This window comes from Caulobacter sp. UNC358MFTsu5.1 (genome assembly GCF_000712075.1).
Lineage (GTDB): Bacteria > Pseudomonadota > Alphaproteobacteria > Caulobacterales > Caulobacteraceae > Caulobacter.
Map to the genome: position 1 here is coordinate 142,887 of NZ_JONW01000005.1, position 14,314 is coordinate 157,200.

Here is a 14,314-nt window from a genome sequence, read left to right on the forward strand (position 1 = left end):
TCTCCCGTCATCCACCGCAGAGAAAGGTTCTCCCCATGCTTTCGAAGACCACGATCCGCCCCGCCGTCGTCCTGGGCGCCGGCGCCGCGACCTTGCTGCTCCTGACCGGCGCCGCCCTCGCCCAACCGCGAGCCCAGGCCGCGAGCGCCAGCTTTGCGCGCGCCGCCGAACGGGTGGAAGCGCAAGGCTTCACCATCCTGGAAATGGACCGCGACCGGAAGGGCTTCGACGTCGAGGCCGTGGCGCGTGACGGCCAACGCATGGAGCTCGACGTCGCCGCCGACGGCGCGATCCTTCGCCAGCGACCCGACCACTGATCTCTTGCGCCCGACGCCTCGGCGTCGGGCGCCCTAGCCCTGGGCGGCCGCGATGATCGCCAGAAAGCTGTCGGCGCGCAGCGAGGCGCCGCCCACCAGCACGCCGCCCACCTCGGGCGCGGCCAGGATCGCCGCGGCGCTGTCGGCCGTGACCGAGCCGCCATAGAGGATCGACGCCCGGCCGGCGTCGGGTCCCATGTCCAGCAGTTCTTCCCGGATCGCCTGATGCATCGTGGCGATGTCGCCTTCCGAGGCCCGCGCGCCCGTGCCGATCGCCCAGACCGGTTCATAGGCCACCGCGATCGCGCGCCCCGCCGGGACCGGCGGCAGCGAGCCTCGCAGCTGGCGGCGCACCACCTCCAGGGCCCGTCCGTCCTCGCGCTCGTTCCACCGTTCGCCGACGCAGACGATCGGCTGGAGCCCCGCCTCGAAGGCCGCCAGGACCTTGCGCGCCACCAGGGCGTCGCTCTCGTCGCGTCCCCAGCGCCGTTCGGAATGACCCAGGATCACCAGCCGCGCGCCGGCCTCGGCCAGCAAGGCGGCCGAGACCTCGCCCGTGAAGGCGCCGGAGGCCTCGACATGGCAGTCCTGGCCGCCCGTCAGGACCCCCGAGCCCCGCACCTGTTCAGACACCCTGTGCAGCAGCGTGGCCGGCGGACAGATCGCGACCGTCGGCCCGGAGATCTTGCCGGCCAGGGCGGCCGCCACTGTCGCGGCTTCCCGCAACGGGTCGGGACCGCCGTTCATTTTCCAGTTGCCGGCCACCAGGCGCGACGAAGCGGGCGTCGAAATCGCCATGGGTCGTCTCTCGATGTCGGGGAAGAGCGGACGTGACAAGGCCCGGACGTCACGGGGACGCCCGGGCCTCGCGCGGGGTCTAGAAGGTGTAGGACAGGCCGAAGCGGTAGGAGCGGCCGTAGGTCTCGGACTCCGCGAAGCGGCTGCGGGTCTGGTAGTAGTAGTAGTCGGTCGCGTCGTTGAGGTTGTTGCCCTCGGCGAAGATCTCGACCTTGTTGATCCGATAGGCCACGCGGGCGCTGAGCGTGGTGACCTTGTCGAAATAGATGTCGCTGGCCCCGGTGGCGTCGCCGGTGTTCAGCTCGAACAGGTAGGCCGAGCGGTAGGTGTAGGCCAGGCGGGCCGAGAAGTTGTACTTCTCGTAGTACAGCTGGGCGCTGGCCAGTCGCTTGGACTGGTTGGGCAGCTGGATCTTCCGCGAGCGGTCCGGCACGTTCATCTTGCCGTCGACCAGGGTGGCGTTGAAGTTCACGCCCAGGCCGTCGAACGGCGACGGCAGGAAGGTCAGCGGCTTCTGGACGTTGAACTCCAGGCCCGTGACCCGCGCCTTGTCGCCGTTGGTCATCTGGGTGACGTCGGCGTTGACCAGGGCCACGCCGCCGAAGGTGCCGCTCTCCGTGACCGTCGACGAGAAGATCGGGTTCTCGATCCGCTTGTGGAACAGGCCCAGCGAGATGCCGCCTTCACCGGCGAAGTAGTATTCCAGCGAGGCGTCGAAATTGACGGCCTTCTGCGGCTGCAGGTCGGGGTTGCCGAGCGTGACCTCGTTGTCGGCGGCGCTGACCGCCAGGGTCGGCGCCAGGTCCGCGTAGTTCGGGCGGCCCAGAGCCGTGGTCACCGCGGCGCGGGTCAGCAGGCGCTCGGAGATGTTGTACTTCAGGTTCACGCTGGGGAACCAGTCGGTGTAGTCGTACGCGCCGAACTGGTTGTAGGTGTCGTTGACCGTCGAGGTCGGCGTCACGGCGATGGCCGAGGTCTTGCCCTCGGTGTGCTCGACCCGCACGCCCGGGATGACGGTCAGGTCGCCCCGCGTCACGCTGGCCATGCCGTAGCCGGCGGTGATCTTCTCGACGACCTTGAAGTCCGAACCCAGGGTCTCGATCAGGCGATCGGTGGCGGAGTCGGTGAACAGCCCCTTGTTGGCGTCGAAATAGGCTCGGGCCAAATTGTAGTCGACGGTCGGGCCGAACGCGAAGCGACCCTTGTAGACGGTGGGGATGGTCGCGTCGGTCTCGCCCACCAGGGTCTCGCCGTTGCCGCGCGTATAGACGTGGCCGTTGGCGTCGGTGAACTTGTCGCGATCCAGGTACTTGGCGCCGAATTTCAGGTAGCTGCCCTCGCCCCAGGCGTCCATCGGCAGCTTGTAGTCGACCCGCGCCTGGTTGAGGTTCTCCTCGGCGCGGCGGCTGACTTGCTTGTACTGGCGCAGGTTGTAGGTGCTGGCCGCCAGGGCCGAGGTTCCGGCCGTCAGGCTGTCGGGCAGGCCCACGGTGCCGGTGAAGGCGCCGGTCAGGGTTCCGGTCGAGCGGTAGTCGAACTCGTCGCGGATCGGGTCCTTCTTCTCCGACAGGGCGTGGGTGCCCTGGACGGTCAGCACGCCCTTGCCGACATTGAAGTCGCCGCCGAAGGCCAGGGTGGTGGTGTCGGTGATCTCGTTGCGCAGACGCACCAGGTGCCGCGCGGTCGTCGAGGTGATCACCCCGCCGTCGGCGTTGAGCGAGGAATAGCTGCCGGCCGATCCCGGGAAGAAGAAGCGGAAGCGATCGCGCGTCTCGTTGTCGTCGAACTTGGAATACATCAGGCGGGCGTACAGCTTGACGTCGTCGTTCGGCCGCCAGTCGAAGTTGGCCACCGCGCCCGAGCGCTTGCGGACCGCGGGGCTGTACGAACGCATGTCCAGTTCGGCGGGCAGGTCGACGCCGCCGACGATCTGGCGGCTGCCGGCCAGCACGTCGTCCGACACCGACGGACGCTTGGAATAGTTGCCGGCCAGGACCAGGCCGAACTGGCGATCGGGGCCGAACTTGCCGCCGACCGAGACGTCGCCTTCGGTGCCCTTGGCGTCGGTGGCCTCGAACGTGCCGCGCACGATGCGGGCGCTGAGGATGTTCTTGTTCCGGTCGAAGGCGGTCAGGGTGTTGATGTCGACCTGGCCGGCGATGGCGTTGGCGTCGAGGTCCGGCGTCAGCGACTTGATCACCGTGACCGAGCCGATCAGGGCCGAGGGGATGTCGTCCAGCTTGACGTTCCGCGACTCCGGCTCGGGCGCCGAGGCGGTCTGGTTGTTGATCGTCACGTTGGCCAGGTTGGGCTCGATGCCCCGGATGATCAGGTAGCGGCCTTCACCCTTGTCCGTGGCCACCGACACCCCCGACAGGCGACGGACGGCTTCGGCGACGTTCTGGTCGGGCAGCTTGCCCACGTCGTTGGCCGAAACGACTTCGACGGCGCTGACGGCGTCCCGCTTCTTCAGCAGCGAGTCGCGATCCGAGGCGCGTTGGCCGGTCACCACGACTTCTTCGACCGTCGTGGTGGCGGCTTCCTGCGCGGCGGCCATGCACGGCGCCACGATGCAGGAGCTCAGCAGCAGCGCGCCAATTAGATTCCTGGATGCCATGGTCGTCACCCTCCCCTTCTGTTCGCCGACTCTCCGCAACGGCGCCATTGGGCGCTCTGGGCCGACGACCAGACACTACGAACAGATTTTCTATTTTGCAAGTGAGATAGAAAATTTCGTGCAGTTATCCATTTCGACCGTTCATTCCAACACGGTCGTTCACCGCGGCCCTACACGACGTCGGCCGCCCGCGCCCTCCAGAGGATCGATACGGCCAGGCCGCCCAGGTCCGAACGCCCCAGGCTGAGTTCGCCCGCCGAGGCCTCGACCAGATCGCGGACGATCGCCAGGCCCAGGCCGTGGCCCGGTCCGGCCTCGTCAAGCCGTCCGCCCCGCATCAGGGCCGCTTCCGCCCGCCCCTCCTCCATGCCCGGCCCGTCGTCGTCGATGGACAGGCGCACCCCGCCGTCGGTCACGACGCCCGCCACTCGCACCTGCCGGCGGGCGAAACGGGCGGCGTTCTCGATCAGGGCGCCGAGCATTTCGGTCAGCACGTCCTCCGCCACCGGCGCGCTCAGGGTCTCGTCGAGCTCGACGTCGAAGATCAGCCGCTCGCCCTCGGCCGTGCGCTCGACCACCGCCACCAGGCGTTCGGCCACCGCCAGGGGCGAGGCCTGGGCGTGAAGGGTGGTTTCGCGCGCGGCGGCGGCGCGGGCCCGCGCCAGCTCGGTCTCCAGCGCCGCCGCCATGGCCTCGATGGCGCGGTCCAGGCCGTCGGCGGCGTCGACCGCCCCGGCGGCCCGGGCCCGGCGGCTCTGGGCCGACAGGGCGGCCAGCGGGGTCTTCAGGCTATGGGCCAGGTCGCCGGCCCGGCGGCGGGCGCGCGCCAGATCGGCCTCGCGGGCCTGGGCCAGGTCGTTGATGGCGCCGATCAGGGGCGCGATCTCGCGCGGATGGTCATCGGCCATGCGGGCCGAAGGGCTGCCGCGCAGCCGGGCCAGGTCGGCGCGGATCCGGGTCAGGGGCGACAGGCCCAGCACCACCTGCACGGTGGCCGCCGCCGACAGCACCAGCCACAGCCCGCCCAGGAAGATGGCGAGGTCGCGGCCGAACTCGGCGCGGGCGGCGCGCAGGGCCTTCTCCTCGCTGGCCACCTGGACCAGCACGGCGGGGCCGGCATGGTCGGGCCGAACGCGGCGCTCGACCAGCAGGATGCGGTCGTCGAACGGTCCGGCGGCGATCCGCGCGCGCCAGGTCTCGGCCGGCGCCTCGGCCGGCGGCTTCAGGGCCTGGTCCCAGAGCGAGCGCGACCGCACCGCCCCCGCCGCCGTCGACACCTGCCAGTAGAGGCCGCCGGCCGGGGTCTCCAGGCGCGGATCGGCGGGCGCGGCGGCGACCACCGGCTTGCCGGCCGGATCGACCGACAGCCCGGCCACCAGGTTCAGGGCCACGCGGGTCAGTTCGTCGGTCTCGCGGCGCTCGATGTGGCGCTCGAACAGCCAGGTCATGGCCAGCCAGGCCACGGCCAGCGCGACCAGGACGGCCATGGCTCCGCCGAGGATCAGGCGCAGACGGAGCGAGCCGGCCTTCACGGGCGAACCTTCATGCGGTCGCGCCGCCCAGCTGGTAGCCGAAGCCCCGGCGGGTCTCGATCACCTCGGGCCCGACCTTGCGCCGCAGCCGCACCACCAGGGCCTCGATGGCGTTGGCGTCGCCGCTGTCGGCCACGCCGTACAGCTGCTCGGCCAGCTCGCCCGCCGACACCGCCCGCCCCGGCTGGTGGGCCAGGCAGTCGAGCAGGCGGAACTCCAGCGGCGACAGCCGCACGGGCGCGCCGTCGATGGTCGCCGACATCCGCCGGGTGTCGAGCGCCAGGCGACCGATCTCGATCACCGGCGACACCCGGCCCGCCGCGCGACGCACCAGGCCGCGCAGCCGCGCCAGCAGTTCGCCCATCTCGAACGGCTTGGCCAGGTAGTCGTCGGCGCCGGCCTCGATCCCCTCGACCTTTTCGGTCCAGTCGCCGCGCGCCGACAGGATCAGCACGGGAAAGGCCCGTCCGTCGGCCCGCCAGCGGCGCAGCACCGACAGGCCGTCCAGGCGCGGCAGGCCCAGGTCCAGCACCACGACGGCGTAGTCCTCGACGCTGCCCTTGAACGAAGCGTCCTCGCCGTCGCGCGCCAGGTCGACCACGAAGCCGGCGGCGCTCAGCGCCTTGACCAGGTCGGGCCCGACGACGGGATCATCCTCGACGACCAGCGCCCGCATCAGTCGTTCTCGATCTTCAGCACCGTCCCGGTGCGGGCGTCGATGTCCAGTTCGCGGACCCGGCCGTTGCGGCCGAGGATCTTGACCTCGTAGACCAGCTTGCCGTCGTCGTCCTCGAGCTCGACCTTCAGCACGTCGCCGGGGGCGCGCTGTTCGGCGATGGCCAGGATGCGGGTCAGCGGCAGCACCTGTCCCCGGGCCAGGGCGGTGCGCGCGGCCTCGTGGTCCTTGCTCTTGTGGTCGTCCGCCCAGGCGGCGGCGGGGACCGCGGCGGCGAGCGACAGGGCCAGGACGGCGACGAGGCGTGAGGTGAGGTGCGGTTTCATGGGGCCCAGGATTCCATGGCCATCCTGACACCGCCCTGACGAACCGCAACGGCCGGATGTCAGGCGCGCACAGACAAAGCTTCTCCAGGGACGCGGAAGGGCCGCGTGGGGAAGACCGACATGACCGCAAGATCCTTCGCCGTTCTGGCGGCCGGCCTGATTTCGACGGGCGCCGTCACCCAGGCCCAGGCGGCCCAGGACGCGGTCACGCCCTACCCCGCCGCCTATTTCGCCGACGCCCAGCCCTATTCGGCCTTCGACATGGTCAGCCGCCTCCCCGGCTTCGGCTTCGACGGCGGCGACAGCGACATGCGCGGCTTTTCCGGCGCGACCGGCAACGTCCTGATCGACGGCCAGCGGCCGACCAGCAAGTCCGAGAGCCTGGAGACCATCCTGCGCCGCATACCCGCCCGCTCGGTCGTTCGCGTCGAACTGATCCGCGCCGGCGCCGCGGGCGTCGACATGCAGGGCCGGGGCCTGATCGCCAATGTCGTGCGGGTGCGCGAAACCACGACTCGCGGCCGGCTGGAGGCGTCGAGCGCCTTCCACCCCGACGGCGTCATCGCCCCGCGCCTGGCCGGCGAGGTGTCGCGGCGACGCGGCGACCGGCTGCTGGAGCTGTCGGCCTCGATCGGCCGCACGGTCGACGACGAGAAGGGTCAGGGTCCGCTCATCCGGACGCGTCCGGACGGAACCCTCCAGCGGGACGCCCTCTATCGCGAGGACAAGGGCGCCCGCGTGGCCGAAACGGCGGTGGGCTACGAGCGCCGGGCGCTGGGCGGGAAACTGCGGCTGGACGCCAATCTGAGGAATGAGAAGACGCGCGCGGACATCCTGGAAACCGAGCGCGCGCCCGACGCGTCGGTCGAGGCCGTGGTCGAACGCGAGCATGTCCAGGAGACCGAGTTGGGCGGCCGCTTCGAGCGCCCCGTGTCCTCGCGCTGGACCCTGGAGGCGCAAGCCCTGCGCCACGCCACCCGCACGCGGGCCGGCGACCATGCGGTCGAGGGAACGGAGACCTCGACGACCCGTCTGTCGTCGGAGGCCGACGAGACCATCGCCCGCGTCCTGCTGCGCCGGGACGCCGCGACGGTCACCCTGGAGCTGGGCGGAGAGGCGGCGCTGAACAGCCTCGACAGCCGCTCGGCGCTCGAGGAGAACGGCCAGGCGATCGCCCTGCCCTCCGCCAATGTCCGGGTCGAGGAACGGCGGAGCGAAGCCTTCGCCACGGCGACCTGGCGCGCGCGCCCGGCGCTGACGATCGAGGCCGGCGCCCGCGTCGAGGCCTCGCGCCTGCGCCAGACCGGCGACAGCCAGATGGAGAAGACCTTCCTCTACCCCAAGCCTCGCCTGCAAGTGACCTGGGCCCGCGACGCGCGTCACCAGCTGCGGTTCGAACTGGAGCGCCGCGTGGGTCAGCTGGACTTCGAGGATTTCGTCAGCTCGACCTCCCTGACCTCCAACACGGTGACCGCCGGCAATCCCGATCTCGAGCCGGACAAGACCTGGCGACTGGCCGCCACCTGGGAACGGCGCTTCGGACAGGCCGGCGCGATCGTGCTGACCGCCCGGCACGACGAGATCACCGACGCCATCGACCGCGTGCCGATCGTCGGCCCCGGCTACGCCTTCGACGCGCCGGGCAATATAGGCCACGCCACGCGCGACGAGATCGCCCTGAACCTCAGCCTGCCGCTGGATGTCCTGATCCCCGGCGGTCTGTTGAAGGCCGACGTCGTCGCGCGTCGCAGCCGTGTCGTCGATCCCGCCACCGGCGCGCGGCGCGGCCTGTCGGACGAACCTGCCCTGGAAGGCGCCCTGCACTTCACCCAGGACCTGCCCGCCCGCCGCATGCGGTGGGGCGTCGACGCGGTGATGGGCGAGGAAAAGCGGGAGTATCGCTTCGACGAAGTGCGGACCGACAAGGTCGCCGCGCGCTGGTCCGCCTTTCTCGAGATGCGCCCCGCCCCCGCCTGGAATCTGCGTCTGGAGGTCGACAACCTGACCAGCGGCGCGGTGGACCGCCGGCGCGAACAGTATGCGGGCCTGCGCGGCGGGGCGCCGCTGAAGCGTGTCGAGACCCGGAGCATGGATCACGGAGCGTTCGCCGGCGTGACCCTGCAGCGGTCGTTCGGCGGCTAGGCCGCCTTGCGCGCCGCCCCGCCCATCGCCCGCCAGCGCTCGCGCTTGGCCAAGGCCCGTTCCAGGGTCGAGCGCTTGACCGGCAGGCCCTTGCGCAGCTTCACCCAGGTGAACTCGCTGATCCCGAACACGTCGAACAGATAGCGGTCGGTGATGGCCGGAAGGCTCGCGCGCAGGTCGGCGAACTCTTCGGCGGTGACGGTGACAAGGTCGAGCATGGCGATCGGTCCTCTTGGCGCATGCGGGATCGACGAGCGGCCGGGGTCGGCGCTCGGTACAGCGGTTTGCTTACAGATGTAAGAACGTCAGGCGGTCTCGACCGGCCTCAGTTCGTGCAACAGAGCCGCGCTCAGTTGCGGCGTCACGGCCAGGACCGTGCCGTTCATCAGGTCCAGCGGCCGACCCAGGGTGTCGGTGACCACGCCGCCGGCTTCGCGGACGATGACCGCGCCCGCCGCCATGTCCCACGCGCTGACGCTCTGCTCCCAGTAGGCGTCGAAGCGGCCGCAGGCGACATAGGCCATGTCGACGGCCCCCGCGCCCAGGCGGCGCACGCCCGACACCCGGTCGGTCAGGCGCTTCATCTCGGCGTGGAACTGCGCCTGGCGCGGCTTGCCCATGAAGGGAATGCCCACGCCCAGCACGGCCTGCTCCAGGCCCTGGCGGGTGGAGACCTTGATCGGCTGGTCGTTGAGCCAGGCGCCCTGCCCGACCTCGGCCCGGAACATCTCGTCCAGCATCGGCACGTAGGTCACGCCGGCGATCACCTCGCCGTCGCGGGCCAGGGCGATGTTCACGGCCCAGATCGGCAGGCCGATCAGGAAATTGGCGGTGCCGTCCAGCGGGTCGCAGATCCAGGTGTGCGAGGCGTCGGCGCCCGGCACGACGCCGCCCTCTTCGCCGAGGAAGCCATAGTCCGGATAAGCCTCGGCGAGGATCGTCTTCACGGTCTGCTCGGCGCGGACGTCGGCGATGGTGAAGGGGTCGGCCGGACCGTTCTTGTGCTTGATCTCCAGGGTGGCGATCTCGGCGAAGTCCTGCTTCAGGCGGTCGCCGGCGGCGCGGGCCGCGCGGATCATGGTCTGGATCAGGGGGGAAGGCTGGCTCACGCTCAATCTCTCAGTTTCGTGCGCCACAGGCTGGTGGCGAGGGTCAGGGACAGGACCGACGCGCCGATCCAGAACAGGATGGCCGGTCCGAAGTCGTAGTGGCGCACGCCGTCGACGACGCGCATGCCCTTGTCGATCAGGGCGCCGCTGACCTGCTCCTGGATGGCGGCGCCGATGTAGCTGAACACGCCGATCAGGCCCATGGCCGCGCCGGCCACCCGCTTGGGGCAGATGTCGGTGGCGAACAGACCGCCCAGCGAGGTGACCAGCGCGGTCATGCCCAGGCCGAACAGGACCATGCCGGCGATCAGCACCGGATAGGTGTTGGGGCCGTAGAAGATGATGGCCAGCCCCGCCAGCTCCATCAGGCCAAACAGCAGGTTGGCCGGCGGACGGCGGGCGTTGAACAGCTTGTCCGAGATGAAGCCGTAGCCGATGGCGCCGAAGATCCCGGCCAGGGTGCTGATCATCAGCATGCCGCCGGCCTGGGCCAGGGAATAGCCCCGCGCCTCCTGCAGATAGAGCACGCCCCAGCTGTTGATCGCGTAGCGGGTCACGTAGATCAGGGCCGACGACAGGGCCAGGGCCCAGACCGCGGGGATCTTCAGGATCTGCAGCTGGGTCTTGAAGGTGCTGCCGGCCGCCGACTTGGCCTTCTCGGCCTGCCAGTGATCGTTGCGCCAGTCCGCGACCGGCGGCAGGCCCAGGGTGCGGGGGCGGTCCTGGATCAGGAAGTAGCTGCCGATCGCCACCAGGATCCCGACGAAGGCCGGGGCCCAGAAACCGTAGCGCCAGCCGAAGGCGCCCACGACGCCGCCGACCGCCACGAAGGTCAGGCCCTCGCCGATCGAATGGGCGGTGCTCCAGATGCCGTAGTAGCGGCCGCGCTCGCGGTTGGAGAACCACTGGGTCATCGACACCACGCCGGCCGGCGCGCCGAAGCTCTGGAACCAGCCGTTCAGGCCCCACAGCACCGCCGACAACGCCACGGTGGTCGAAAAACCCATGCCGATGTTGGCGATCGCCGAGATCAGCACGCTGAAGGCGAAGAAGCGCTTCATGTTGGCGTGGTCGGCCAGGAAGCCGTTGGTCAGCTTGCCGAAGGCGTAGGTGTAGAACAGGGCCGAGCCGATCAGGCCCAGCTCGGTGGGCGAGAACACGCCGGCGTCGATCAGCGGCTTCTTGACCATGCCCAGGGCCAGGCGGCAGGTGTAGGACAGTCCGTAGCCGAGCGTGATCGCCACCATGATCCGGAAGCGATGGCGCTTGTAGAGCGTGTCGATCATGCCCTTGTCGCCGAGCAGCGGCGCGTCGGGACCGGGCGCGAAGAACTTCAGCAAGGCGCTCATGTGCGGATCGTCTCCCCGGTCCCCCGCGACGCTTCGAGCGGCGTCGTCATCGACCTTCATTCGAACAGACTATTTCATTTCGATTTTGAATGGAAGATTTTTTCTACTTCGAGAACGATTTGGAACACCCAAAAAGAAGGCCCCGAACCCGTGAGGTTCGAGGCCCAGTTCAGCGCACGCAGGAGCGCTTCCGTCCGGGGGAGGAGCCCGAAGTCACATCGTCGGAATGACGAAGCTCTGGTCCAGCACGGCGCCGCCCTTGGGCCAGCGCTGGGTCACGGTCTTGGTGCGGGTGTAGAACCGCACGCCGTCCAGGCCGTACTGATTGAGGTCGCCGAAGCCCGAGCGCTTCCAGCCCCCGAAGCTGTGATAGGCCACCGGCACGGGGATCGGCACGTTGATCCCGACCATGCCGATCTCGACCTGGTCGGCGAATTCGCGAGCGGCGTCGCCGTTGCGGGTGAAGATCGCCACGCCGTTGCCGTACGGGTGGCGCGAGGGCAGCTGGATGGCCTCGGCCAGGCTCTCGGCGCGGACGATCTGCAGCACCGGGCCGAAGATCTCGTCCTGGTACGATCGCATGCTCGGCTTGACGTGGTCGAACAGGGTCGGGCCGACGAAGAAGCCGTCCTCGTGGCCTTGCAGGGTGAAGCCGCGGCCGTCGACCACCAGCTCCGAGCCCTCGTCGACGCCCATCTGGATGTAGCTTTCGATCCGCGCCTTGTGGGCGGCGCTGACCACGGGGCCGTAGTGGGCGTCCTTGTCGGTGCTGATCCCGACCCGAAGCCCGCCGATCGCCGCGACCAGCTTCTCGCGCAGGGCGACGGCGGTCTTCTCGCCGACGGGCGTGACCACCGGCAGGGCCATGCAGCGCTCGCCGGCCGAGCCGTAGGCGGCGCCGATGATGTCGGCCACCGCCTGGTCGAGGTCGGCGTCGGGCAGGACGATCCCGTGGTTCTTGGCCCCGCCCATGGCCTGCACCCGCTTGCCGTTGGCGCCGGCCCGCGAGAACACCGACTGGGCGATGTCGGAGCTGCCGACGAAGCTGACGGCCTTGATGGTCGGATGGTCGAGGATGGCCTCGACGCAGTCCTTGTCGCCGTGCACGACGTTGAGGATCCCCGGCGGCAGGCCGGCCTCGAGCAGCAGCTCGGCCAGGCGCACCGGCACCGACGGATCGCGCTCGGACGGCTTGAGGATGAAGGCGTTGCCGCTGGCGATGGCCGGTCCCATCATCCACATCGGGATCATGGCCGGGAAGTTGAACGGGGTGATGCCCGCCACCACGCCCAGCGGCTGGCGCATCGAATAGACGTCGATGCCCGGCCCGGCGCCCTGGGTGTATTCGCCCTTCAGCAGGTGCGGGATCCCGCAGGCGAATTCGATCACCTCCAGGCCGCGCATGATGTCGCCCTTGGCGTCGGCGATGACCTTGCCGTGCTCGGACGACAGCAGGTGGGCCAGCTCGTCCATGTTGGCGTTCAGCAGGCGCACGAACTCGAACATCACCCGCGCGCGGCGCTGGGGATTGGTCGCGGCCCAGGCCGGCTGGGCGGCGGCGGCGTTGGCGACGGCCGCGTCCAGCTCGCCCTTGGTCGCCAGGGCGACGCGGGCCTGGACCTGGCCGGTGTTGGGATCGAAGACGTCGCCGAAGCGGCCGGAGGCGCCTTCGACGGCGCGACCGCCGACGAAATGGGGAATGCTACGCATGGGTCGTCCTTCCTTGGGAGACCGGATCAGCTCTTGCGGGCGATCCAGTCGTGGGCCGGGTCGTTGCGGAAGATCCACTTCCTGTGCGGGCCGGCCATGACGTTGAGGTAGTAGAGGTCGTAGCCGTGCGGGGCCCCGACCGGGTGGTAGCCGCGCGGCACCATCACCACGTCGCCGTCCTGCACGCAGACCGTCTCGTCCAGGCTGCGATCGTCGGTGTAGACGCGCTGGAAGGCGAAGCCCTGCGGCGGGTTCAGGCGGTGATAGTAGGTCTCCTCCAGCGCGGTCTCCTCGCCGTCGGTCGCCGTGTCGTGCTTGTGCGGCGGATAGCTGGACCAGTGGCCGCCGGGGGTGATGACCTCGACCACCAGCAGCCCTTCGGCCGGCGCGGTCTCGGGCAGGATGTTGCGGACGTGCCGGACGTTGGTCCCCTGCCCGCGCACCTCGCGCGGCATGTCGCCGGCCGCGATCAGGCGGGGCGGCAGGCCGGGCTTGGCCGGCGCCGAGCACAGGGCCAGCTCCACCGGCGTGACCGCCGTGACGCTGAACGCCGCGCCGGCCGGGGCGTAGACCGCGCCGGGGGCCGCGTCCTCGAACACGCTGGCGCGGCCGCCGATCTCGCCGAACGCCTCGTCGGCCACGGTCACCGCCGCCTTGCCGCTCATCACGACCAGGCAGGTCTCGCGGGCGGCGTCGCCGCCCTCGAACCGCTGGCCGGGCTCCAGCGTGACGACCTTGAAGCCGACGTGGCTCCAGCCGGCGCTTCGCGGCGTGACTTCCAGCACAGCGCCCGAGGCGTCGGGCGCATGGGGGCGGACGAGAAGGTTGGTCATGACCTCACGCCGCCTTCAGGCCCGCCGCGGCGGCTTCCTTCTTGAGGGTCGCCAGGCCGATCTCGCCGTATTCGCGCGGGTTGGCGACGGCGGGATCCTGCTCGGCCTCGACGATGATCCAGCCCGAATAGCCGATCTCGGCCAGGGCCTGCATCACCGCGCCGTAGTCCAGATAGCCGTCGCCGGGCACGGTGAACATGCCGGCCAGCACGCCGTCCAGGAAGCTGCCGCCGCCGCGCGAGATCACCTTGCGGAACACCTCGCTGCGGATGTCCTTGCAGTGCACGTGGGCGACGCGGTGCGGATAGCTGCGGATCATCGACACCGGGTCCAGCCCGCCCAGGGCCGCGTGGCCGGTGTCGACGGTCAGGCCCACCGACGGACCGGTGTTGGCCAGGAAGGCCTCCAGGTCCTCGGGCCGCTCGACCACGGTGCCCAGGTGATGGTGGTAGGCGAACTTCAGGCCCTGGGACTGGATGTAGTCGGCCACCTTGGTCAGGCGCGCGCCGAACTCCTTCCAGCCCTCGGCGTCGAGGCGCGGCGTGGCCGACAGGGCCTTGGACTTGTCGCCGTGGATGGCGTTGCTGGTCTCGGCGTGGACGAAGACGGTGCTGCCCATGGCCTTGAGCAAGGCCAGGTGCTTTTGCAGGGCGGCGATTTCCTCGTCGGCCGACTGAACTAGAAGATTGCCGCTGTACCAGCCGCCGACCAGCGACAGGCCGTAACTGTCGAGCAGCGGCTTCAGCACCGCTGGATCGCGCGGGAACACCCCGCCCAGCTCGACACCTTCGAAGCCGATCGCCTGGCAGTCGGCCAGTACGCTGGCCAGCGGCGTGTCGCCGCCCAGCTCGGGCATGTCGTCGTTGATCCAGGCGATGGGGCTCACGCCGAAACGGATGGTCATG

13 protein-coding genes are annotated in these 14,314 nt (G+C 70.1%); 2 read left to right on the forward strand and 11 right to left on the reverse strand.

Annotated elements, in window-relative coordinates:
- The first annotated feature begins 35 nt into the window (after positions 1-35).
- Positions 36-317: a PepSY domain-containing protein gene (locus BR39_RS0102810; RefSeq protein WP_029907504.1), complete on the forward strand. Its 282-nt coding sequence runs from the start codon at positions 36-38 to the stop codon at positions 315-317.
- Between the two features lie 33 nt (positions 318-350).
- Here BR39_RS0102810 and tpiA read toward each other — a convergent pair whose 3' ends face one another.
- The 5 genes from tpiA to BR39_RS0102835 form a co-directional block, all read right to left on the reverse strand.
- Positions 351-1,115 carry a triose-phosphate isomerase gene (gene tpiA / locus BR39_RS0102815; RefSeq protein WP_029907505.1) on the reverse strand — a complete coding sequence of 255 codons (765 nt, stop codon included), beginning with the start codon at positions 1,113-1,115 and terminating at the stop codon, positions 351-353.
- Positions 1,116-1,194: 79 nt separating this feature from the next.
- Entirely contained in the window at positions 1,195-3,672 is a 2,478-nt protein-coding gene (locus BR39_RS0102820; protein ID WP_051695114.1) for a TonB-dependent receptor, read from the reverse strand.
- A 230-nt stretch (positions 3,673-3,902) separates the two neighbouring features.
- Positions 3,903-5,264 carry a sensor histidine kinase gene (locus tag BR39_RS0102825; protein ID WP_029907508.1) on the reverse strand — a complete coding sequence of 454 codons (1,362 nt, stop codon included), beginning with the start codon at positions 5,262-5,264 and terminating at the stop codon, positions 3,903-3,905.
- Between the two features lie 10 nt (positions 5,265-5,274).
- Positions 5,275-5,943, reverse strand: coding sequence for a response regulator transcription factor (locus BR39_RS0102830; RefSeq protein ID WP_197026661.1), 669 nt, complete (start codon positions 5,941-5,943; stop codon positions 5,275-5,277).
- On the reverse strand, positions 5,940-6,266 hold the full coding sequence (locus BR39_RS0102835; RefSeq protein ID WP_029907512.1) for a PepSY domain-containing protein: 327 nt from the start codon (positions 6,264-6,266) through the stop codon (positions 5,940-5,942). Before BR39_RS0102835 ends, BR39_RS0102830 begins: the two co-directional genes overlap by 4 nt.
- Before the next feature lie 120 nt (positions 6,267-6,386).
- Here BR39_RS0102835 and BR39_RS0102840 point away from each other — a divergent pair, with 120 nt between their 5' ends.
- A complete protein-coding gene (locus BR39_RS0102840; RefSeq protein WP_156035557.1) occupies positions 6,387-8,408 on the forward strand; it encodes a TonB-dependent siderophore receptor in 2,022 nt (673 codons plus the stop codon).
- Here BR39_RS0102840 and BR39_RS0102845 read toward each other — a convergent pair.
- From BR39_RS0102845 to iolE, 6 genes are all read right to left on the reverse strand, one after another.
- A complete protein-coding gene (locus BR39_RS0102845) occupies positions 8,405-8,626 on the reverse strand; it encodes a hypothetical protein (protein WP_029907515.1) in 222 nt (73 codons plus the stop codon). The genes BR39_RS0102840 and BR39_RS0102845 overlap by 4 nt on opposite strands.
- 87 nt (positions 8,627-8,713) lie before the next feature.
- A complete protein-coding gene (locus tag BR39_RS0102850; protein ID WP_029907516.1) occupies positions 8,714-9,517 on the reverse strand; it encodes an inositol monophosphatase family protein in 804 nt (267 codons plus the stop codon).
- A 2-nt stretch (positions 9,518-9,519) separates the two neighbouring features.
- Positions 9,520-10,866 (reverse strand): MFS transporter, encoded by a 1,347-nt coding sequence (locus BR39_RS0102855; RefSeq protein WP_029907517.1) that lies wholly within the window; start codon positions 10,864-10,866, stop codon positions 9,520-9,522.
- Between the two features lie 213 nt (positions 10,867-11,079).
- Positions 11,080-12,576, reverse strand: coding sequence for a CoA-acylating methylmalonate-semialdehyde dehydrogenase (locus tag BR39_RS0102860; RefSeq protein ID WP_029907518.1), 1,497 nt, complete (start codon positions 12,574-12,576; stop codon positions 11,080-11,082).
- A 26-nt stretch (positions 12,577-12,602) separates the two neighbouring features.
- Entirely contained in the window at positions 12,603-13,409 is an 807-nt protein-coding gene (gene iolB / locus BR39_RS0102865) for a 5-deoxy-glucuronate isomerase (RefSeq protein WP_029907519.1), read from the reverse strand.
- A gap of 4 nt (positions 13,410-13,413) precedes the next feature.
- Positions 13,414-14,313 carry a myo-inosose-2 dehydratase gene (gene iolE / locus BR39_RS0102870; protein ID WP_029907521.1) on the reverse strand — a complete coding sequence of 300 codons (900 nt, stop codon included), beginning with the start codon at positions 14,311-14,313 and terminating at the stop codon, positions 13,414-13,416.
- Between the last annotated feature and the right edge of the window lies 1 nt (position 14,314).